General features: G+C 58.6%; 21 protein-coding genes and 2 pseudogenes. 13 read left to right on the top strand and 10 right to left on the bottom strand.

Going from position 1 to position 21,394, the window contains the following annotated elements; translation table 11 throughout:
• Positions 1-112 precede the first annotated feature (112 nt).
• From XI09_RS13790 to XI09_RS13780, 3 genes and pseudogenes are all read left to right on the top strand, one after another.
• Positions 113-631, top strand: a complete 519-nt coding sequence (locus XI09_RS13790; protein ID WP_271567318.1) for a hypothetical protein — start codon at positions 113-115, stop codon at positions 629-631.
• Between the two features lie 237 nt (positions 632-868).
• The gene (locus XI09_RS13785) at positions 869-1,162 is read left to right on the top strand and encodes a hypothetical protein (protein WP_271567317.1); all 294 of its coding nucleotides are present in this window, start codon (positions 869-871) and stop codon (positions 1,160-1,162) included.
• Positions 1,163-1,222: 60 nt separating this feature from the next.
• Positions 1,223-1,625: pseudogene (locus XI09_RS13780) on the top strand (sigma-70 family RNA polymerase sigma factor).
• A gap of 87 nt (positions 1,626-1,712) precedes the next feature.
• Here the strand turns inward: XI09_RS13780 and XI09_RS13775 are convergent.
• On the bottom strand, positions 1,713-2,909 hold the full coding sequence (locus tag XI09_RS13775; protein WP_271567316.1) for a mannosyltransferase family protein: 1,197 nt from the start codon (positions 2,907-2,909) through the stop codon (positions 1,713-1,715).
• Positions 2,910-3,538: 629 nt separating this feature from the next.
• Between XI09_RS13775 and XI09_RS13765 the strand changes: the two genes are divergently transcribed.
• The 3 genes from XI09_RS13765 (at position 3,539) to groL (ending at position 6,344) form a co-directional block, all read left to right on the top strand.
• Entirely contained in the window at positions 3,539-3,694 is a 156-nt protein-coding gene (locus XI09_RS13765) for a hypothetical protein (protein ID WP_271567315.1), read from the top strand.
• A gap of 27 nt (positions 3,695-3,721) precedes the next feature.
• Entirely contained in the window at positions 3,722-4,438 is a 717-nt protein-coding gene (locus XI09_RS46150; protein WP_442869583.1) for a GNAT family N-acetyltransferase, read from the top strand.
• A 283-nt stretch (positions 4,439-4,721) separates the two neighbouring features.
• Complete coding sequence (gene groL / locus XI09_RS13755; protein ID WP_271567313.1) at positions 4,722-6,344, top strand: chaperonin GroEL; 1,623 nt, start codon at positions 4,722-4,724, stop codon at positions 6,342-6,344.
• Positions 6,345-6,386: 42 nt separating this feature from the next.
• Here the strand turns inward: groL and XI09_RS13750 are convergent, their stop codons facing one another.
• Positions 6,387-6,737, bottom strand: coding sequence for a host attachment protein (locus tag XI09_RS13750; protein WP_271567312.1), 351 nt, complete (start codon positions 6,735-6,737; stop codon positions 6,387-6,389).
• 164 nt (positions 6,738-6,901) lie between these two features.
• On the opposite strand from XI09_RS13750, the gene XI09_RS13745 reads away from it, so the two are divergent.
• Both XI09_RS13745 and XI09_RS13740 read left to right on the top strand, forming a co-directional pair.
• Positions 6,902-7,744 carry a universal stress protein gene (locus XI09_RS13745; protein WP_271567311.1) on the top strand — a complete coding sequence of 281 codons (843 nt, stop codon included), beginning with the start codon at positions 6,902-6,904 and terminating at the stop codon, positions 7,742-7,744.
• Positions 7,745-7,780: 36 nt separating this feature from the next.
• On the top strand, positions 7,781-8,467 hold the full coding sequence (locus XI09_RS13740; protein ID WP_271567310.1) for a CBS domain-containing protein: 687 nt from the start codon (positions 7,781-7,783) through the stop codon (positions 8,465-8,467).
• Between the two features lie 58 nt (positions 8,468-8,525).
• Here XI09_RS13740 and XI09_RS13735 read toward each other — a convergent pair whose 3' ends face one another.
• The 3 genes and pseudogenes from XI09_RS13735 to XI09_RS46145 form a co-directional block, all read right to left on the bottom strand.
• Positions 8,526-9,173: a PHP domain-containing protein gene (locus XI09_RS13735; RefSeq protein ID WP_271567309.1), complete on the bottom strand. Its 648-nt coding sequence runs from the start codon at positions 9,171-9,173 to the stop codon at positions 8,526-8,528.
• The gene (locus XI09_RS13730) at positions 9,142-10,239 is read right to left on the bottom strand and encodes a helix-hairpin-helix domain-containing protein (RefSeq protein ID WP_271567308.1); all 1,098 of its coding nucleotides are present in this window, start codon (positions 10,237-10,239) and stop codon (positions 9,142-9,144) included. The genes XI09_RS13735 and XI09_RS13730 overlap by 32 nt, the downstream gene beginning before the upstream one ends.
• Positions 10,125-10,385 (bottom strand): annotated as a pseudogene (locus tag XI09_RS46145) (cation transporting ATPase C-terminal domain-containing protein); the annotation flags it as partial. The gene XI09_RS13730 and the pseudogene XI09_RS46145, both read right to left, overlap by 115 nt.
• Positions 10,386-11,102: 717 nt before the next feature.
• Between XI09_RS46145 and XI09_RS13725 the strand changes: the two are divergent.
• Positions 11,103-11,336 (top strand): DUF6894 family protein, encoded by a 234-nt coding sequence (locus tag XI09_RS13725; protein ID WP_161850416.1) that lies wholly within the window; start codon positions 11,103-11,105, stop codon positions 11,334-11,336.
• Positions 11,337-11,593: 257 nt separating this feature from the next.
• On the top strand, positions 11,594-12,052 hold the full coding sequence (locus tag XI09_RS13720) for an OsmC family protein (protein ID WP_271567307.1): 459 nt from the start codon (positions 11,594-11,596) through the stop codon (positions 12,050-12,052).
• Positions 12,053-12,223: 171 nt separating this feature from the next.
• Here XI09_RS13720 and XI09_RS13715 read toward each other — a convergent pair whose 3' ends face one another.
• From XI09_RS13715 to XI09_RS13700, 4 genes are all read right to left on the bottom strand, one after another.
• Complete coding sequence (locus XI09_RS13715; RefSeq protein ID WP_271567306.1) at positions 12,224-12,886, bottom strand: phytochelatin synthase family protein; 663 nt, start codon at positions 12,884-12,886, stop codon at positions 12,224-12,226.
• 313 nt (positions 12,887-13,199) lie between these two features.
• Complete coding sequence (locus tag XI09_RS13710; protein ID WP_271567305.1) at positions 13,200-15,116, bottom strand: adenylate/guanylate cyclase domain-containing protein; 1,917 nt, start codon at positions 15,114-15,116, stop codon at positions 13,200-13,202.
• Between the two features lie 212 nt (positions 15,117-15,328).
• Positions 15,329-15,964, bottom strand: a complete 636-nt coding sequence (locus XI09_RS13705; RefSeq protein WP_271567304.1) for a tyrosine-type recombinase/integrase — start codon at positions 15,962-15,964, stop codon at positions 15,329-15,331.
• A 203-nt stretch (positions 15,965-16,167) separates the two neighbouring features.
• The gene (locus XI09_RS13700) at positions 16,168-17,031 is read right to left on the bottom strand and encodes a phytanoyl-CoA dioxygenase family protein (RefSeq protein WP_271567303.1); all 864 of its coding nucleotides are present in this window, start codon (positions 17,029-17,031) and stop codon (positions 16,168-16,170) included.
• A 446-nt stretch (positions 17,032-17,477) separates the two neighbouring features.
• Between XI09_RS13700 and XI09_RS13695 the strand changes: the two genes are divergently transcribed.
• Complete coding sequence (locus tag XI09_RS13695) at positions 17,478-18,917, top strand: IS1182 family transposase (RefSeq protein WP_271567329.1); 1,440 nt, start codon at positions 17,478-17,480, stop codon at positions 18,915-18,917.
• A gap of 385 nt (positions 18,918-19,302) precedes the next feature.
• Entirely contained in the window at positions 19,303-19,755 is a 453-nt protein-coding gene (locus tag XI09_RS13690) for a cupin domain-containing protein (protein ID WP_271567302.1), read from the top strand.
• 433 nt (positions 19,756-20,188) lie between these two features.
• Here the strand turns inward: XI09_RS13690 and XI09_RS13685 are convergent, their stop codons facing one another.
• Complete coding sequence (locus XI09_RS13685; protein WP_271567301.1) at positions 20,189-20,425, bottom strand: hypothetical protein; 237 nt, start codon at positions 20,423-20,425, stop codon at positions 20,189-20,191.
• 255 nt (positions 20,426-20,680) lie between these two features.
• On the opposite strand from XI09_RS13685, the gene XI09_RS13680 reads away from it, so the two are divergent.
• Positions 20,681-21,205 carry a hypothetical protein gene (locus XI09_RS13680; RefSeq protein ID WP_271567300.1) on the top strand — a complete coding sequence of 175 codons (525 nt, stop codon included), beginning with the start codon at positions 20,681-20,683 and terminating at the stop codon, positions 21,203-21,205.
• Positions 21,206-21,394: the final 189 nt, after the last annotated feature.

Genomic DNA, 21,394 nt, shown 5'->3' with positions numbered 1-21,394 from the left:
CTGGAGATCGATCTGTTGCCGCGATTTCCGGAAGCGTTTGGCGAAGGCAAGGTCGCCGACAGCAGTTGAGGCATATCAAGCGCGACGGCCTGCGCGTAAGCCGCGAACTCGCTTGTTTGATCTTGGTCAAGATGAACTCTTGAGGACCCGCTATTCGAGGAACATGGTTAAACGCCACGAGACCTGGAGAATGCGCTCTCCCTTCAGCAGGTTTGCCCATGTTGTGGAGCGAACGGGACTTGCCTTGACCGGAGGCGCGTGCGGGCTGTTCGTGGCAGCACACATCGCAAGGTCCGACTTCAGTCTGATTGGCTCCGGCGCCGCGATCCTCGGCATGATGATTTATGGTGCGAGCGGCTTCTATCTCGGCATCGATCTACCTCCTGCTCCGCAGAAGCTGCAAGAGCTCTCGCTGCGCGGTCTTGGGTCCAGGGCGGATGCCGTGGAGCTGCTCAGTGCGGCCGGCACCTTTCTCACCGCAGTTGTGGCGGTTATTGCGGTGAGCAGTATCATCCTCGACGATGTTGCGCGCCCTCACGGCGCGATGGCTGTGTTCTTGGGCTGGGCTCTTGGCGCATCTATGCAGATCGCCGCGGGCATCATCGCACGAACCCGCACGCATATTTCCTGACGCAGATCGTTCGCCGAACCGCTTAATCCGTAACCGATGGGCGCCTGGATTTGTGGTCGTTGTCGACGGGCACTTCAAGTCGGAGTTTGAGACGGCCGAAGCGGCTGAATCATCGGGTCGTAAACTGAAATCGACTTATCCGATGCTCAAGATCGAAATCTATGACGCCGCTACAAGGGTCCGAACCTTGTTGGGCTAAGAAGCTTAGCTATCGCACGGCCTCATCGGGAGCGGGAAATGGCCTTCCTAAAAAGAGAACTGTATCGTCAGGTGAAAGGCCCCGAGATCACACACGAGGATCGTTGTTTCCTTGTCTTCGATACAGACACCAAGAGCTTGTATGTCGAGCGAGAGGTGGCGCATTTGGAGACTGGCACCGGGGGGACGATCGAATACCAAACAGCGACAATGGATATTGCGGACTATCTAACGCAGGGTGGTCAAACCGCTGGTCACCGCGAACTTTGGCGTTTGCTGAGAGCACTCTTCAATGAGGACCGCGACGGTGCTGGCTCCTCTTGTGAGATATAACTTCGCCGCAACTCTTCACAGCCATCATCCGCTGAACTGCGCGCCCAAGCCGACTGATCAATTTCATTGTGCCGAAATACCGACCGCGCCGATGACCTGGTGCAGGAGACCCTGCTGCGCGCGCTGTCTAACATTGACTCGTTTCAGCCAGGCACCAACATGTCGGCGTGGCTGTTCACGATTTTAAGAAACCATTTCAGGTCAGAATATCGTAAAGACATTGACGGCAGTTTTGCTGAACTACCCAATCAAATGAGCCATCTGGAATTCCAGGAACTCCGTGATGCGCTTGCAAAGCTCCCGATCGATCGGCGCGAAGCGCTCACCCTGGTTGGCGCATCAGGATGCAGAATTTTGCCACTGCGCCGTCGGGACGATAAAGAGTCGCGTGAACCGTGCTCGCTCTCGGCTTTCGCAGCTCTTGTTACTCGACAACACCCCAATTCGTACCCTGGTAAGATAGCGTAGCGGAGGCCAATACAAATACGGCGAGAAAGTAGCCGCTTGGCACTCTTGGGGATGCTCGCGCCATCGAGTGTCACCCGCTCTCTCATCCGATCCAGATTCTGCGCGCGAACAGCACGGTATCCATGAAGAGTGCAGCACCGGACAATCCGACGATGCCGATCATGACCGGTTTCATCCGCAACCCGAATTGCGCCAGGATGATAAAGATGGGAAATGAGAGCAGATTGAAGCGACCCATCGAGACAAATCCAGACGGACCGCCACTGAGGGTGAAATATGGCAGCAACAGAACTCCCAGGGCGAACAGCGTCAGTGAGGTGGGCAATCGAAAAGAGCCCGCAATGATGGCTGTGATGAACAGAAGCGTGAACCAGCTATCCCATCCCCACGGATTCCAATCATCCAGGATCATTCGAGAGAATGGCTCCAACGCCAACGCCGAAATGAATCGCGCACCCATGGTCGTTCCGAGGTGATAGCCGCTCTGAGCAGTGAACAACAGCAGCGGATCGCCAAAGGCATACCAGAGATAGGCCATGAACAGGCAGAGGCCGGAGATGGCAAGCAATGCGTAGACGATAGCGGCGCGAAGCCGCAGCGGCTGCCCGCGGTTCGTCCAAATCTCCCACATCAAGACCGGCAACAGGATAATGCCCGTTGCTCGGGTTGCCGAGGCTAGAGCCGACAACAGGGCCGCCCACACAAAATGCTTGCTCTTCAATGCAAGGAAGAACGAGACGATCAGTAAGAGCGCGAGCGGTTCGGTGTACCCGGCCGAGAATACCACCGAGGTAGGAAAGAAGCTCAACAGCGCAACGGTCGCGTGACCGACCTCGTCGCCAAAATCCTCGCGAACGAACTTGAACAGGGCAACGATCGCGCAAAGACCGGCAATGTTGGACATGAGCAGCATGGAGTCGGCAATGTCAATTCCGGACACCGTCGCGATCGCGCGGGAGAGCAGTGGGTAGAGCGGGTAGAAGACCACGGTTTGAGGAACGGTCGGATCGCCATTGTAGCCATATCCTGCTGTCGCGATCCTGAAATACCATTGTGAGTCCCATTGCAGGAGCTGATGATACCAGGATGGCCCCGCCGACCAGACGTCCGGCGCGATCGGCAGATACTTCCCGGAGAAAAGCAACCCCAGCGCGATCACGAGCCGCGAAAGCAGAAAAATCAGGATCGCGCAGCCATAGGAGTAATATAAACCTTTGCGGCCCGAAACGCGGTCGAAATGATCAGCGCAAAGAATCGTTTGTCGATCATAGGTGAGCATTCGTGGTGCCTTGCCTGTCAGAGGCCGATTAAATTGTCAGCCCTGGGTTTTCGAACGTGTTGACTTGGATCAAGCTCTGAACGGAGCGACCACATCAACGCTGCCGTCAGCCAAGGTCTTCGCGCGATGGTCGAAAAAATCCCGGCTGCACGGCGTATGCCTCTAGATCGCGCGCCCCATCAAGCGCCTCGCCTTTCTTTCCGCTCAAGCCTCGCGTCCTGATGCGACTCGGTGCGGGCAGGCACCGTGATCTCCTGCACGAAATCAAAGATGCGTTCGGGCTTGCCGCTTTCCTCGCCTAAGACGGTCTCGATGATCTTGGTCGTCTCCGACTAGGAGAAAATTACCCTTGCGAAGAACGCTTGCCGCATCGGTGCGAGCAACGATCCGCGCTCGCGCTGCCCCGACGCCGCCTACGAACGGCGCGGGCGCGGAATTGGCAGAAGTCGCTGATGGAGCGGCAAGCCGCCAAGAGAGAGTCCGCCGACCGCAGGCTGCTCGATCTGCAGCGGGAGCTCAGCCGAACGCCGAGGTGAAACGCGTTCACCCGAAGGCGATGCCGGTGATTTTGACGATGGCCGAAGAATACGATATCTGGCCTGGTCGGCAACAAGCTTCGGATGCATACGATGCTGTCGTTCATCGCTGTGGTCGGCGGGCTCATTTCCCTGGGTGCGCCGGGCGTGATGCTTGGTCAATTGCGGCTCGCGGTCACCTTGACGCTGGTCCAAATCTGGCGCCGTCAGCTAGCAGATCGGATCGAAGGCGTATCCATGATCGTCTGACCCACGACATCGCGGGAAGCGACAGGTATGCGGAAAGCAAGAAGACCCATACAGGGAGTATCCACTCGGAGCGACGAGGCTCCGCGCGTACAAGAGCCCAGTTCGCCGCAAACAAGCATCCCCACCATCGGATTCCGGGCTGCACTTGCTACGGATAGCGACGAAATAGCACGGTTCATATGCGCGGCAGGCGGTGGCCTCTATGAGTTCTTGTTCGACGATCTCATCCCCTTCGTGACAGCCACAGAGGTTCTGGCAGCCGGAGTGGCCAGCGACGAGCCCCCGATCTCATACCGCAACTGCTTTGTGGCGACTAGCAAAGACCAACGTGTGGTTGGTGTCGCGAACGCATTTCCTGCCGTCGCTATCGAAAGCGAGACCTATCCTCTCGTGCCAAGGGAACGTCTGGATCACATTCGCCCGATCCTGAAATTGTACGAGAAAGATAGCTTGCTGTTGAACGCGCTGGCGGTTCACGACGATGTCAGACATCGAGGGCTCGGTACGAGACTCCTGTTATGGGCGCAGTCACGAGCGCGGTCGCTTGGCCTAGCTCGACTAAGCCTGCATGTCTGGGCGGACAACATGCTGGCGCGGCACTTCTATAGGACACACGGTTTCATCGAGCGCGGTGTTGCGGAGGTCCCTTCACATCCGCGACTTCGGCATTCCGGGGGAAGTATTCTTATGAGCCGAGCTGTCTGCGCCGAAGCGGCAGCCGAAGCGAAGATTGATGAAATGTAGAGACAAATCGGCCCCATCCACGTTGGCGTCCCCAGTCAGCACGCACGTCAGTCACTGGCCCGAATGAAAGGTTGTGGCGATGTCCTGAATTGCAGGCTGATCGGGTGGACAGGTTCTTTGAAGAGCGCGGCACCTCCTATCGAAAACCGCCAGCACTTCTGTACCGGCTCGGCCGAGACCGTCTCACGGGCGGATTGAGCCGCCGCTTTTTGATCAAGGTCAACGGAGGCGCTCCGAGTGGGACATATCTTTCGGCGGTGTCGAGCCTCGCGGAGACTGTTTGATGCCCCATAAACAGGTTCTGTTTCATTCGGCCGCACGCGAGAAGGTCTTGCGCGGCGCCACTTTGCTCGCCGACGCGGTGCGGGTGACGTTGGGCCCCAAGTCGAAGTCCGTTCTGATCCAGAAGAGTTGGGGCGCGCCTATCGTCTGCAATGACGGCGTCACCATCGCCAAGGAGTTCGATCTCAAGGATGCTGAGGAGAACCTTGGCGCGCAGGTGTTGAGGCAGGCTGCCGAAAGGACCGGTGATGTCGTGGGTGATGGCACCAGCACGTCGACGATCCTGGCACAGGCCATTCTTGCAGATGGCGTCCGTAACGTTGTCGCCGGCGCGAGTGCCATTGATCTGAAACGCGGTCTGGATCGTGCGGCACGGGTGACAATCGACGCATTGCATGCCATGGCGCGCCCCGTGAAGACCAAGGCGGAAAAGGCGCAGGTCGCCACCATTTCGGCTCACAATGATCCCTCTATCGGCGCGCTCGTAGCCGACGCGCTCGAAAAGGTCGGTGGCGAGGGCGTCATTTCGGTCGAGGAATCCAAGACCACCGAGACCACGCTCGACGTCGTGGAAGGCATGAAATTCGACCGCGGCTTCTTGTCGCCCTATTTCGTCACTGATGCGGACCGCATGGAGGCGGTTCTCGAGGATCCCTACATACTCCTCTGTGACCACAAGATCGGCGCATTGCGGGACTTGGTGCCACTCCTGGAACAGGTCGCCAAGAGCGGCCGGCCACTCCTGATCATTGCGGAAGACATCGAGGGCGAGGCGCTCGCAACACTGATCGTCAATAGGCTCCAGGGCGTGCTCAAGGCCTGCGCTGTCAAGGCGCCCGGCTTTGGCGATCGACGCAAGGCTATGCTGGAGGACATCGCCATCCTGACCGGCGCCCAGGTCATTTCCGAAGAGCTCGGACTGAAAATGGAGAGGGCGACGCTAGAGCAGCTCGGTCGGGCTGCCCGCGTGGTTGCCGACAAAGAGAATACCACGCTTATCGGCAGCGGCGGCGATCGTGCCAGGATCGACGCGCGGATGGTCCAGATCCGGCACGAAATTGAGAAGACCACGAGCGATTATGACCGTGATAAGCTCGAGGAGCGGCTTGCGAAGCTGTCAGGTGGCGTCGCGGTGATTCGCGTCGGCGCGCCGACCGAAGCCGAGATGAAATCCAAAAAAGAAGCCCTTGACGACGCTATCAGCTCGACCAAGGCGGCGGTGGCCGAAGGCATTGTACCCGGTGGCGGGCTCGCATTGCTGCGCTGCATCGAAGCGGTGAACAAGGAAGAAGCGACCTGCGAAGGTGACGAGAGGACTGGCGTTCAGATCCTCAAGCGAGCACTTGAGGCCCCTGCCCGCCAAATCGCCGAAAATTCCGCCGCCGACGGCGGCGTCGTTGTGGCACGGATGCTCGGCGGCCAAGGCAATTTCGGCTTTGACGCATCCCGGAAAGTCTATGTCGACCTGGTCGAAGCCGGCATTGTCGATCCTGCAAAGGTCGTGCGAACCGCGCTGGAGAATGCCGTATCCGTTGCAAGCGTGCTGCTATTGACCGAAGCGACCATGACCGAAATCCCGGAGCCAAGACGAGACCGCTCGCCGGAACCGGATATAGCCATGTAGAAGTGGGTCAGGCCGGCCCCAGTCGCCTAGGAACTGCGATACTCATGTGCCGGTCAGGTGCTTTTCGATCTCGGCAAGCGGGTGCTTGGTCAGATCCTTGTTGATCTCGGCAATCCCGTGCGCGCGCACATCAGCGTGAATGGCATTTCGCAGGTCCGCCAGCGTCCTTGGCGGCGCCACGATCACGAGGGCCAGCGCGTTTCTCGCCCGGACCACCTGCTCCATCGCTGCCGCCACGCATTGAGCAAAGCGATGTTCTTCGATGCGATGCCAGTCGACGGGCTCAACGGCGCTCCTTTGCCCTGAGGCCATTGCTTTGCTGACCCGCCCGCGGCCCCCGGTCGCGAAATCAATTGGTCGAAATCTAACCCTATGCCATCGTTCGACGTTCACCGCATTTTTCAGATGAACTCCACCTCGAACTTGTAGCAGGGCGCCGGTTCGCTTTGGTCCTTCAGTCGACAGAAGAGCAAGACCGCTGCCGGAGTACTTGATTCAAATCAACACGCCCCTTCGAACGACTGAGAACATCCACTTGAAAGACGGGGAAAATCGTCATGATAAAAGACATTCTCGTTCACATTCCGACCGAGCGGCCACCTCGGCCAGCCATCGAGGCATCAATCTCGTTGGCGAGGTCATTGGATGCTCATCTTGATGCGTTGGCTACGGGCTACATACGGCCCAATCTGACTTATATTACAGATGGAGGCGCCGCGACCGCCGTCGCAGCCGTATTTGAGGGGGAGCAGAAGCAGGCCGCGGAGCGCAGCGCAGCCGCCCTTGCCGTCTTTGAGTTGGAGGCTCGGACTGCAGGTATCGCGTACGAATGTCGCTCGGTTCAGGACTTTCCCGCGGAAGCGGCGTCCACAATCAGCGCGGCCGCAAGGCTCTATGACTTGGCCGTTGTATTGCAGCCGGACAACAATCAGGAAAGCTTCGACAACAGCCCACCGATCGAGATTCTGCTGCAAGCAGGTGGTCCGGTATTGTTCGTTCCTCACATCTTCCGTGGCACGTTCAATGCGACGCGGATCGGCATTTGTTGGGATGGAAGTCGCGTTGCGGCCCGAGCGTTCCGAGACGCCAAACCGTTTCTTTCGCGCGCCGAGTCGGTCGTGATCATCTCCATCAATGAGGCCCAGGTTGCTCCTGCGGAAGCGTCGGCACAGAAACTGCTCCAGCATATCGTCCGCTCCGGTCCATCGGCAACGCTCATCGAATTGACAGCAGAACGGTCCGAAGTCGCACCGTGCATTCTGTCTTTGGCTGCCGATGAAAGTCTCGACATGCTGGTCATGGGTGCTTACGGACATTCCCGCATCCGCGAAGGACTTCTTGGTGGCGTTACGCGCGAGATGCTGAAAACGATGACAGTACCGACACTGTTGTCCCATTGACGATTAATCTTGATGGACTACTGGTTGGAGGTTGCCATGAAGGCGCGAGACGTAATGGTGTCCCCGGTCATCACGGCTGGAGAGGATGCAACCGTGCAAGAGGTGGCGAAGACGATGATTGCCAGACGCATCAGCGCCGTACCCATCGTCGACAAAGCCGGAACGCTTGTCGGAATCGTCACCGAAGCTGACCTGATACGTCGCATCGAGGCGGGGACCGAACGCCCCTACTCTTGGTGGCTGCACATGCTGTCCGGGGATCGGGCGATGGCAGCGGACTATGTCAAGTCTCATGCCACAAAGATCTCGGACATCATGACACGAGAGGTCAAGACGGCCAATCCCGACACACCTCTGATCGACATTGCCGAGCTCTTCGAAACGCACGACATCAAGCGAGTGCCGATCGTCAACCAAGCGGGTGACCTCATCGGCATTGTCAGCCGGGAAAACATCATCCAGGCCGTGGCGAGTGCCCGGCCACATTTCGAGATCACGCTGTCGGACGCCACGATCCGTCAGAAGTTGATGGAGGAACTCAAGAAGCAGCCGTGGGCGCACACCCACAAACTCAATATCACCGTCACGCACGGGATTGTCGATTTGTGGGGTACGGTCGAGTCCGAGCAGGTGAGAAAGGCGATCAACGCCGTGGCGGTAAACGTGCCTGGAGTGGACGCGGTCAACGACCATCTCATTCACGAGCCCGTGTTTATCTACTGAACGCTTGGTCAGATGGCGAACGTAGCGGCGCAGGTCGCGGCGCAAGATCAAAGCCCAATTATTGCCTCAGCAGCTTTCGCAACCTGGATAGTGGCCGTGTGTTGATCACATCGGCTGGCTCCAGCCAACCGCGGCGCGCCTGATCGACGCCAAATCGCATGTTGGAAAAGCCAGCCGTTGCATGCGCGTCGGTCGAGATCGCGAGCTTGACGCCCGCTGACTTCGCCGCATGGGCGTGAATGTCCGTGAGGTCCAGCCGGTCTGGATCCGCATTCAGCTCGAGACAACAGCCGCGATCGGCAGCGGCCGCGACCACCGCCTCGATCTCCACCTCATAGGGCTCTCGCTCGTCGACGAGCCTCCCCGTCGGATGGGCAATGATAGACACATGCCTGTTGTCCATCGCACGAATGATGCGATCTGTCTGCAGTTTGCGAGACAGATCGAACTTGTAGTGCACGGCCGCGACCACGATATCGAGCCGCGACAATATCTTGTCGGGCAGGTCGAGGCGCCCATCAGCGAGGATATCGACCTCCGCCCCTTTGAGCACGGTGAAACCGTTCAGTTTCTCGTTCAGTCGGTCGATTTCATCGATCTGGCGGCTCAGCCTGGCCGCATCCAGACCATGTGCCACCGTGACATGCTGGCTGTGGTCGGTGATGGCGATGTAGTCATAACCTTTCGCTTTTGCCGCGGCTGCCATGTCTGCAACCGGGGCCGTCCCATCGCTCCAGTTGGAATGGACATGCAGGTCGCCCCCTGATATCTCCAAGCGCAATCAGCCTGGGAAGCTTACCGGCCCCTGCAAGAGCGATCTCGCCGCGATCCTCGCGCATCTCCGGCGGAATCGCGGCCAAACCGAGTTTGCGGTAGATTTCCTCTTCAGTCGCCCCCGCGATGCGCCGCTGCCCTTCGAACAGACCATATTCGTTAAGTTTCCAGCCGCGGTCATTGGCCAGACCACGCAGCGCGATGTTGTGCGCCTTGGAACCCGTGAAGTACATCAGGGCTGCCCCATAGCTCGCCTTCGGAACGACCCGCAGATCGACTTGAAGGCGGGAGCGGAGGACGACCCTCGTTCTGGTTGGACCGTGTGCAAGCACGTTGGCGACATTCTCGTACTTGCTGAGCTTGTCGCCAACCGCCGCGCCGTTGTGTGCGGCCACGACGATGTCGAGATCGCCCACCGTATCGCGCCTGCGGCGATAGCTCCCGGCGACCGCCATCTGATCCCGCTTCGTGCCGCGCAGATAATTCAGCAACGCCTCTGCTTCGGCCTCGGCCTCCGACAGTTTGAAGCGCTTTACCGCCTGCGGCTTGGTAAGCGCGGCCGCAAGCTTCTGTTCGCTCTTGGTCCCGAATCCCTTCAACTCCCGCAGTCGTCCCGACCTGATCGCGCGCCGCAAATCCTCGAGCGAGCGGACATCCAGCCTGTCGTACAGCAGTTTGACCCGCTTGGGACCAAGTCCCGGCAGCGAAGCGATCTCACCGAGGTCGCCCGGCAGCTCGCGCTTGAGCCGGTCAAGCACGTCGAATTTGCGGGTCGCGACGATGGTGGCGATCTTTCCCGCGAGGTCCTTGCCAATGCCGGGCAATTCGGAGAGATCCTCGCCTGCCTTCAGCAGGCTCGTGATGCTCTTTGGCAGGCGCTCGATTACGCGGGCCGCGTTACGGTAGGCGCGGGACCGGAAGGGATTGTCGCCTTTGATCTCCAGCAGCTCGGCGGTCTGGTCGAACATCTCCGCGATTTCGGCATTCTGGACCGGCATGGGCGCCTCACCATCAAAATGATCTCAAGCAGCACCCCGAGAAGGATGAGCCGATTGTCGAAGGGGTTCATGGCGAATACCGATCGCACGGAGCTGCGGCAGATGAATACATTGACGATCTGCTGAACGACAATCGCAGTCAAACAAGCCGTCGTCGCCTGCCTGTAGAGCGGATCGTCAGGCCCAAGGCGTCATTGATGCCGTCGCCCGTTACTGCGACGACGGATGTGGCAAGCAGGAGTGCAGTGCTACTCACTGAGAAGGCTCCACAAACGGAATGGCCGATAATGGACGTCCCATGAACCAACGCAGAGGCGGACAAGCCCGGCCGCAAACTCATTTGCTCAAGGACGCGCGTGGGCGGCCAGCCTGAGAGGGCGGATCGCGGCGCTTCCTAGTGGAGGTTCTGGCGATCTTTAATATCGTGGTGAAACAATGCAGCCATCTTTCTGGCGCTTGAAAGAACCAGATAACGGTGACGAGCTGCGCGACAAGGTCAAAATTGACGATTCGCTTCTTCGAGGACGGACGATCCGTGTCAGTGTGTGAGCTGCTCTGCATGCTGAGAGGACTTGAAAGCGTCGAGATCATGCTGGCCTCCTGAAGTAAGTCACTGGTAGGTGCGATCAACGTCGTGATGCTCTTCTCTATCGCACGACGCCCGCTTTCGAAATTCCGGTCGGTGCCCTAAGGACATTTACAGATGATAGCGTGGGTCGGGCGGCTTTACGCAGCTGGGGATGCAATTGAGCAGCCTCCCCCTGCTTCCTCCGTATGGCCCCTTAGGGTATCGACCCGAAGTTACTGATGGTTCTTCTCCTGCTATCAGTGACCACGCCCTTGGCTAACATCGGAGTTGGAGCATGACGGACGTCTATTTCCATTACTCCAATGCACGCGGCATGTTGATTGATCGAAGCGGGACTGCCGTGGACGACTTACTCGAAGCATGCGAGTACGCAGATCGTGTCGTGCGGTCGCTCATCATGACGGCGAGCGCGGAAGATTGGCGCGGCTGGGTCCTTCACGTTACCGATAATGACGGCGATCAAATCTTTGACGTGCCGTTCGCAGCAGTGCTCGGCAAGCCGCATTAGGAGCGCAATGCCCGCGCCAATCATGCCGTACTCTGAGTATCGGAGTTCGACTTGAGCGGCACTTCCGGAAATGGCCCTTCGCGATTTTTTGCGCCGGGCCGGATATGTCCGAATTGCGGTCAGATCGGAAGTCAATCGCCGAAGTTCAAACCGCCGCTGTTGACCCACTTCAGACTAAAGCCGCGTCGCGATATGGTTCGAGAGAAACCGCCGAACGCCAAGCCCCCCGTTCGGCGACTGCGGTCTAGGAGGTTTGCGTGGAGACAAAGAGACCCTACAAATCTTTTCGTTACAAGGCCAACACAGCCTGGAGTTCCGCGCGACGGGGCACGCTTTCTGCGTCGGGGAAACCAAACATCGTCGTCGGCAGTCCGCCTGAGTTTAAAGGCGAGCCAGATATCTGGGCGCCTGAAGAGCTGCTCGTCGGCTCAGTCAATACATGCATGATGCTGACCTTCCTGACGCTCGCCCAAGCGAAAGGTCTGACTCCGGTGCGATATGAAAGTGAAGCCGATGGTCTGCTCGAAAATGTCGAAGGCAAGTACCGCATCACGGAAGTCACGGTTCGACCGCGCGTAAGCCTCAAAGACAAAGCCGAACTCGAACGTGCCCGCGAAATCATGGAAACCGTTGAAGCACAGTGCTTCATCTCGAATTCCATAAAATCGAAGGTCTCGCTCACTGCGGAGTTTGTCGTTGCTTCGTCGCCAAAGTGAAAACGAATTGGGCGTTGGCCGCGCGAGTCCGGTTCTGGCCCGAACGCGAAGCCCGGACCAGCTCTGAAATCGTCCGGTTGTCGCGGCAGACCGGACGTGACCGGCGGCGGTCAGGACGGCGCCTGTTGACCCCCAGCGGACCATCGGAATCACTCTTACGCGGACATTGCGCTAGTTGACTTCGACTAGGAGCAGACCGCGTTTTTTGTCGCCGTCGAGGGTATCCATCGCAGAGAACAGCCGCTGGCGCTGGATCAGCCAAGGCTTGTAACGTTCATTCACGTCAAGGACGAACACCAAATCCTCGGCTTCCAAATACCCTCCGATCGGCGAAAAGTGACCGACGCCGGCGCCAAAAATTCTCTCTCGGGCAAAATTGATAATGTAGCGGCGGCCGGGGTCGTTGCTGCGTTTCATATGCTCGCGGAATTCCTCGCCCGTGAGATTCCGAAGTACGGTGATCCTCCGACCGGTTTTGGCTCGCGCGACGTCCGCAAGCTCATTGAGCGTAAGCCCCATAAAGCAAATACCTGTCCAACACTTACCTGTTCCTTCGAGCACTTGGGTCTCGGTTGTCGTCTGCTCGCCGATCGAACGAAGCGTGTTCGCGACGCTAGCTGGGCCACAGCGCGAGCTATTCGATTGCCACGTGATTTCCGGGTTAAACGTAGTCGCAACCGGAAGTCGCCATGCACGGTCGATCAGTTCTGGTCTGTGTATGACCGAAGATTGGATCGCCTCTGGCGGCACACTCGGCCAACTAACGATGAAATAGGCAGAACCGCTAAGCAGAACGAAGCCGACTGCTACACCGAAACGTCCGATGCGTTTCATGGAAGCGCCCCTTAGAGCCGGGTAGAGGCCACAACGCTATCAACACCAAGATGCATCCGCCAGGAATGAGAACGTCCGCTTTCGGATTCCTGTCTGCATGGAGTTTAAGCGCTACCTGGTTCGGGCGCGTGTGCGGCAGCTCACATCATGCGGGAAAATGCTGGAAAATCGTGACTTCCCGAACGTAATCTCGGGGGTGTAACCATTCCGGACTTCCGAACACTTCCATCATGGCTGGAGCGGCGGTCTGGCGAGCCTATATCCACCACGCAGCGACCACGAGGATCGGGTCGGTCCTTGCCCGTTCACCCCTTCACTCCGGAAGACCCGCCTTGCGCAACCCCTCGGCGATGCGCTGAAACTCGGCAAGAAAAACGACGTTATCGGACCACGCAGTCCCATCCTGCAACCAAAGGGCAACGGTGTAATTGGGCCTCAGCCGACGAAGCTCGGCGACGGCGGCATGAGCTTCACGCTCATGCCCCGTCAATGCGTTAGCCGCGGCGAGATCTGCATAGGCAATCCAAAAGGGATTCACCGCGGTGGAGCGGCTGCACCAGTCGATCGCCTCATCATATTGAGCGAGATGGCTGTGCGCGTGGCAGACGTAGAAGTACCACGTGCTTAGGAGCGGATCGCGGGGGCTGAGCTGGACCGCCATTTGGAGAGGTGCGAACGCCTCCGCAGAGCGGCCGACGCGTATCTTGGCAGCGCCTAGCGCGCCATAAGCCGGGGCGAGACTAGGATTTATCGCGATTGCCGCCATATACTCGCCGACCGCAGTGTCGAGGTTCCTGCCCTTCGCCCGTTGGATCTCGCCGTTTACAAAATGTGCCATTGCGTCACTGGGAAACTGGGACAGAACTTGGTCTACCGCACTTTCAGCGCGCCGCAGCTTATCGGCGGGCGTATCGGTCCAACGATAGTTGACTTCCATTGCCAGAGTATCTGCCAAGCCAACCAGGGCCTTGGGGTAGCCGGGATCTATCTGGAGCGCACGCTCGAAGAGGGCACTCGACTGGGCCAACTGTTGGCGCGAATAGGGCCGATTTAGCGTGGCCCAGCCCCGCATTGTAAGATCGACCGCATCGGGGTTGTTGGGCCGCGCAACCTCGGCGTCGCGGCTTTCTTGGTTAGTCAGTTCGAGATCAAGACGCCGCGCCAGTCCACCCGTGATGACATCCTGAAGCTGCAACGATTTGGACCACTCACCGTCGACGCCCTCCGACCAGATCTGTGCGCCGGTCCGCGCATCGATCAGCCGGGCATTGATCCGGACAATTGATTGCGTTCTGCGCAAGCTACCGTCGAGGATATAGCGGACGCCGAGTTCTCGGCGAATGCGCTTGGGGTCAACATTCTTATAGGCACGGGCTGTGCTCGGCGCGATCACAAAGCTGTCCTCGATGCGTGAGAGATCAGCGCTTAGATCGTCGGCAATACCTTCCGCAAAGTATTCCTGCTCGGATTCGTTGCTCAAATTCGTGAATGGCAGTACGACAATCGAGAGCCGATGGTCCAACAGCCGCGGCTCGTCCCAACGGATGTACCAATAACCCAGACCACCACCCATCATGAGCAGGAGAAAAGCCATCGTTAGGCCCGTCCGAGCTCGTCGCACTCGACCCGGAGGCCACAGACCAAACGAGAAGCCACCAACTATGTTCAGGAACGAAACGGTCGGCGGTGTATCGGAGAGCTGCAGAGCATAGGCTCGGACTGGGAGGGCGATATTCTTGAGGTTCTGCTCGCCGAGATCGGCGAACTCAATACCGACCTTGCCTCGGACTTGATCGTAGGCGGCGGAAGATATGCAGATACCGCCGGGCTCTGCGATGCCCTCAAGCCGCGCCGCAACATTCACGCCGTCGCCAAAGATGTCATTCGGCTCGACAATTACGTCGCCGATATTAATCCCCGCACGGAAGGCAATGCGCCTTGCTTCTGGATCATCGCTTGTAAGTTCCTTGATGCGGTTCTGGAATTGTATTGCAGCTCGAACTGCTTCGACCGCACTCGGAAATTCGGCCAAGAATCCGTCGCCGGTGTTCTTGACGACACGGCCTCCGTGTTCGGCAATTGCCGGGCCGACCGCATCCGTTAGGAGCGCAGTCAGTTTGGTATGCGTAGCCTCTTCGTCATTGTGCATGAGCCGCGAATAGCCGGCCACATCGGCGGCCAATATCGCCGATAGCCTGCGCTCCACTCGGGCTGCCCGCTCATGCACCATGGCCAGCACTCCAACCCGGCTCATTTGTACGACGGATCACACCGCAGAGCCAATCGTGCGTCCATTCAGGTGCTGCTGCCGGTCACCGCGAAGCTGAAAAGGCAGCCCCACTGACCGATCGTTTGCCACTGACATTTGAGGATGCCTATGTCGCCGATGCCCGCAGCGGCCCGGAAATAGTGGGCAGAGCATGTCAGCTCTGCCCGCCTGGTTCAGACGTCCACCTGTTCTGCTATTGCGAGTGCGTCATCGACCTCTATTCCGAGGTAGCGGACAGTACTCTCAATCTTTGTATGCCCTAGCAGGAGCTGCACGGCTCGCAGGTTACCGGTGCGGCGATAGATTAGCGTCGCCTTGGTTCGACGCAGCGAATGCGTGCCGAACATGTGCGGATCTAGCCCAATTCCAGCGAGCCAACCCGACAGCAGCCGGGCGTACTGCCGCGTGGTCAGCCCCCGATCCGGATCTCCACGGCCCGTGAAAAGGCGGTCGCCACGCTTCTTGCCTGTAGCCCTCAGATAGTCATCCAGAGCTTGTCGGGTCGTCTCAGTGAGCTCGAATTTTACCGGCCGGCCAGTCTTCTTCTGGCGGACGCTCGCTCTATCGGCCGCATAGCCGCTCGGCGCAACGTCATCGACTTCCAATGCGACCACGTCGCACCCACGGAGTTTGCTATCGACAGCGACGTTGAATAGAGCCAGATCGCGGGTTCGACCTTCGACTTGGAGCTTCGTCCGAATAGACCAGACATGCTTGGGGCGGAGTGGCGGCTTTGCGCCAACGATCTTTCCCTTATTCCATGGCACGCGCTTGGCGAGTTTCTCGTCGGAGCTTGGGACATCGGTCATGCTGACCTCCTCAGTTGATGAGGCCAGTCATTCTCGGCGAGCAACCTTCTCAACCTATGTCCGCTTGCAGACAATTGGAGGCGAAGTTCGGTTAAATGGGTTCAGGGACGGCGAAAATGACCCAGAACGGTCCTCGCCCTTTGCTCGCGTACTGGTGCGAACCTCAAGAAGTTCGCACCAGTGGCGAGTAGCCTTTCAACGATCTATTGGATTTTGGCCGCTGGGCCGACGCCTCGGGGCCGGTCGGAGTTATTCCGCCAAGCCGCCCCCTGAAGAGCTTGCCGAATCGCGATCTCAACTGGTGAATAATTGCGGTCCACCCGCTCGAGCCGGATGGGTTCCGAGGGATGCAGCGGCGGCTGGGCCATGAACCGCGGCGCCGTCCCTTGGTGGCGTTGCCCGGCGTGCACGAGGAACGGATGGCACAGGTAGACAGTGCCGGCTTCACCCGTCGCCAGCGCCTCGGGCCGCTCGGCTCCCATCCGATCAAGTGCCATTTCCGCTTGTGACATCCCAGTCTCGCCTGCTGGCGCGAGGAAGCGTGCCATGTCGATGTGTGATCCCACCCTTATCCGTGTTGGGGCGTCGCGTGGGCCGACGTCGGAGAACAGGAACAGCATCAACAGGGCGCGGCCGCGCGACCTCACATTCGCGCGCCGCTCATTCGGATCGCCGCCATCGGGGGAAAAGCTTGTATCGATGTGCCAACCGTCGTCTCCGGGCTCATCCGGATGGGGGAAGCGTACGACAAACGTGCCCCCGAAGCCCAGCGAGCCCAGGCGCCAGCGGCCCTCGCCGACGATCTGATCGAACGCGGCGTGCAGCACTGGCGTGCGCTCCGCCTTCAGGAACGGCGCGTCCTTGTAGCCGGAAAGCCGGACGACCGGTTTTGTCCAGGTCGCCTGATTGTGGGGATCGCAACCAGTATCGCGCCACAGGATGGTGCGGGCCTCATCGGCAAGCTCGCGCGGAAACGCCCGGTCGATGCGGACGAATCCGTCGCGAATGAATTGCTGTATCTGATCATCGCTGAGTGCGCGCATCGACGCGTGTTCATCAGCAGGCATGAATATCCTCATATCGTTATAGGCCGGTCACCTGTCGCCGCGTGATGAGACGTTGGGTGCGGTTCATCGGTCCAGGAATGTGGGATGGGCGGCCAGGCAGTTGCCCAGCACGCTCTTGTCTTCCACCCGCTCGAAGCAGGCGCCGCTGTTAACGGCTGAGGAAGAAGACCGAGACGATATCGGATGTGCGGATCATCATGATGTTTTAGCGTAGCACCGATAGGTTTGAAGGATCAACAAACTGCTTGAGGTCGGCGGTGCAAGACTCAAAGACAAGAGTCCGCATCTGGCCCTTCGCGGACCTGAACCGCGGATCCGGTGACGTCCGCTCACAGTGGCAGAGCAGACCAACTACCATGGACCCGCCGACTTCCGAGTTTGACCCTGGCTGTGTGAAAACGCTGCTGCTTTGCTATGATTCTCTGGTGATTCTGCGGGGGAAGCTGATGAGGCGCTTCGTTGAGCAGGCCGATCGTGGGCAATGGACATTATTGCCCGAATGCCTCGATGATTTCATTGACGAGAGCAACCCTGTTCGAGTGATCGACGTGTTTGTCGATGCGCTTGATTTGGCTGAGATGGGCTTTGAGGGAGCGGAGCCGGCCGCAACGGGACGGCCGTCGTATCACCCCTCGGTTCTCCTGAAGCTCTACATTTATGGCTATCTGAACCGGGTGCAATCGAGCCGACGGCTCGAACGAGAAGCCGGCCGCAATGTTGAGGTGATGTGGCTGCTGGGTCGGCTCGCTCCCGATCACAAGACGATTGCCGACTTCCGCAAGGACAGCGGCCTGGCACTCCGCAAGGTATGTGCGCGCTTCGTTGAACTCTGCCGAGAGATGGGTTTACTGGCGACGGCGAGCGTTGCGATCGATGGCAGCAAGTTCAAAGCCGTGAACAACCGGGACAAGAACTTCACACGGGCCAAGGTCGAACGGCGTCGTGCTCAGCTGGAGGAGAGCGTCGCGCGGTATCTGAGCCAGCTTGACACGGCTGACCGACACGAGCCGACCGAAGCGCTGGCCGCGAAGGTGACGAGGCTTAAGGAGAAGCTCACAAAACTGAAGGACGAAATGGGCAAGCTTGCTACTTACGAGAAGCAGATGCTGGCTTCGCCCGACCAGCAAATCTCTCTGACTGATCCCGATAGCCGCTCGATGGCAACCAGCGGCCGCGGGTCCGGCGTTGTCGGATACAACGTGCAAGTCGCCGTGGATACCGAGCACCATCTGATTGTCACGCATGAGGTAACGAACAGCGGCTCGGATCGGGCTCAGCTTGCCAATATGGCCAGGCAGGCGAAGGCTGTTCTAAAGACCGAGACGCTCGAGGCCGTTGCCGATCGCGGCTACTTCAGCAGCTCCGAAATCCTCGCTTGCCACGAGGCCGACATCACGGTGACGCTGCCCAAGCCGATGACTTCTAGCGCCAAGTCGGAAGGGCGCTTCGGCAAGCAGGACTTTGTCTATTTACCGGAGAAAGACGCCTATCGCTGTCCGGCTGGGGAGCAACTGCCATATCGCTTTACTGGCGAGGAAGATGGCAAGCGGGTAAGGCGCTACTGGACCACAGCCTGTCAAAATTGTTCGCTCAAATCTCAGTGCACGACAGGGCCGGAGCGGCGGATTCCCCGATGGGAGCATGAGCATCTGCTCGATGCTGTGCAGCAGCGCCTTGATGCGAACCCGATGGCTATGCGTCAACGTCGCGAGACCGTCGAGCATCCGTTCGGCACAATGAAGGCCCGCATGGGCGCGACACACTTCCTGACCAAAACGCTTCCGAAAGTAGCCGCCGAGATGGCTCTTTCGGTTCTGGCGTACAATCTAACAAGGGTCATGAACATCGTCGGGATCAAGCCGCTGATCGCTGCGATCGCGGCCTGAGAACTGCGTGTCTCCTGCCTTCCGGGCTAGATACCCTTAGGCACCGTTTTTACACGACCAAGACCCGAACCGGTCATTGCGTTGGCACTAAAAACTCGACGGGTCTCGGGAATCTTACTCCCTTTCGTAGGCACCTGAGGGGGTGTAGCCTGAAAAGAAAGAGCTGCTCTTGGAAACGGGACGGGCCGAAGTTCCCGTTTGGACGAACGGGCAGCGATCATGCCGTCGGCAGGCACCGCACCTTCAAATCAACCGACGTTCTTTTTGTCGCCGGTGTTAGCAGCATTCGCAATCGCGCGCGTGCGCAAGGGCGCATTCGAGGCGAGGAGGAAAGAATGACTGGGCTAAACTGGAAATAGAAAGCCACATTTAGGAGGAGGTTAGGATGAAAAAGCTTTTTGTCGCCGCCGCGTTGATCTCGTTTGCAAGTTCTGCGATGGCGCAAGACGCGATGAAGGTGGTCAAGCCCGATGGGTTGACATGGAAAGAGCATCCGATCTTCAAGGGAGCGCAAACCGCCATCCTGATCGGTGACCCAACGAAGGCCGAGACGATCGTTCAGCGCGTGAAATTCCCTCCGAACTATAAAGTTGCCCCGCACACTCATCCCTATGCCGAGGTCGTCACCGTGATGAGTGGCAGCTTCGGGAGTGGCATGGGGGAGAAGTTCGACTCCTCGAAAGGCGAGATATTGAAGCCGGGTTCCGTCTTCGCGCTGCCGGTGAAGCACGCCCATTATGTTTGGACGACAAACGAGGAGACGGTCGTCCAAATTGTGTTCACCGGCCCGGGGGGCATCGACTTCATCGACCCAGCCGACGATCCGCGCAAGAAGTAAAAAGACACCACGGGCGGAAGCGTAACTGATTTAAAAAGAGAGCCCGTTTCAGTTGGCGGCCTGTTTCGTCATTCCGAACCACAGGCGTGATGTCGGCTCGTGGCCCGTGTGAGACATGCCAGGGCGATCTGACGATGTCCGTACACAGAGACAGACCGGAAGAGAACGGCACGCGATCAAAGCGACGCGATTGACCCATACCGAAAGGTCGACCGGTCAAGTGCGAAGATACTTGATCAGGGCAGCGATCCCGAGCACCAGAAAAACAAGGAGAAGAACCCAGCCGATTGCCATCCCGCCCATCATTGCGAACGACATATAATCCATCATGTTGTTCATCGTGACACGTGGAAGGCGTGCGGAGACGCAGCTGTCCGCTTAGAGGAATTGGCGCACGATCAAATCGACGCAAATAATCCGAAGCGACGTTCTCTCAACGACCATGCGGAACGACAGGCTTCGGGCCACCGCGATAGGCGTGGGGCTTGTTGGCTTTAACTCTAGGCGCGTAGATATCGACTCCCTGCGCGTAGATATCGCCTCCGCTGCTCATTTGCTGCGTCGAGGGCGGAACAGACGATTTTGGGCCGCCTTGGTATTGCTGTGCCATGGCGGACACAGTCAGGAATGGCGTGATGAGTGCGACGGCAAGGATGTATTTGGTAGCCATGATTTTTCTCCCGCTTTTACTCGAAAGTGCCTCTGGTAGGTTACAGCTCTTGTTGCATTGATCTTCATCAAAGCGGCGTGAGACTGCCGCGTTTTTAGGCGTCAGCGAAATTTCTTTCCCGTACACAAGGGTAAGCCGCGTCACCTTTCAAGAAAACTTATTTGAAATCAGCTCTTTAGCTGGTCACCTCGGCTGGTGGCACGCGATTTGCGATGCGTGCCGCAGGATTGATCCGATGCTGCCGGGGAAATGGACATGCGAGCGTGCCTGATTGCTGCCGTTGTATCGACGGCACTAAGCGTTACATCGGCTTCCGCGACCGTAATTATCAGCGCCGACATCGGCGGAAAGATGCGGGACTACACGACGCGCTTCCAGCAGGTTCGCGACTCCGGCGAGCCCGTCGTCATTGCCGGCACATGCGTTTCCGCCTGCACGATGGTGCTCGGATTGGTGCCGAGCGACCGAATCTGCGCCACCCCTGACGCGGTGCTTGGTTTCCATGCGGCATGGATGTTCGATAGCTCCGGCAAACGTGTCGTCAGCGCATCCGGGACACAGGACCTGATGCAGACCTATCCAGCTGCTGTGCGCGCCTGGATTGCACGGCACGGCGGGTTGACCCCAAAAATGATGTACCTACGCGGTCGTGATCTCGCCGCCATTGTTGCGCCCTGCAATAGCTCGCGCATGGCATCTGTTTCACGCGCGAAGCGCTTCGGCGAACTTCACCAAGTTGATGATACAAATACGCCTCGCGCCAGTTTTGACGGGCACTGAGTAACTATCCATCGCACTGGCTTGCTCATTAGTCCTTGCGGCCTCGGTCAAGGGACCTGAGCGAGAACCGAGGATATCACGCGGGCATCGGGTTCATGTCCGGTTGTGGCCCAGGCTGTGTGATAACCCCTTTGTCGACTGACAGGTCGAGAGGCCCGGGATCGGGCTTCGGGTCTGGAGTTGGCTCCA

The organism is Bradyrhizobium sp. CCBAU 11386 (assembly GCF_028128955.1).
GTDB lineage: Bacteria > Pseudomonadota > Alphaproteobacteria > Rhizobiales > Xanthobacteraceae > Bradyrhizobium.
Note: the sequence above shows the minus strand (reverse complement) of the source record. Positions and strands in the feature narration are given on the sequence as shown.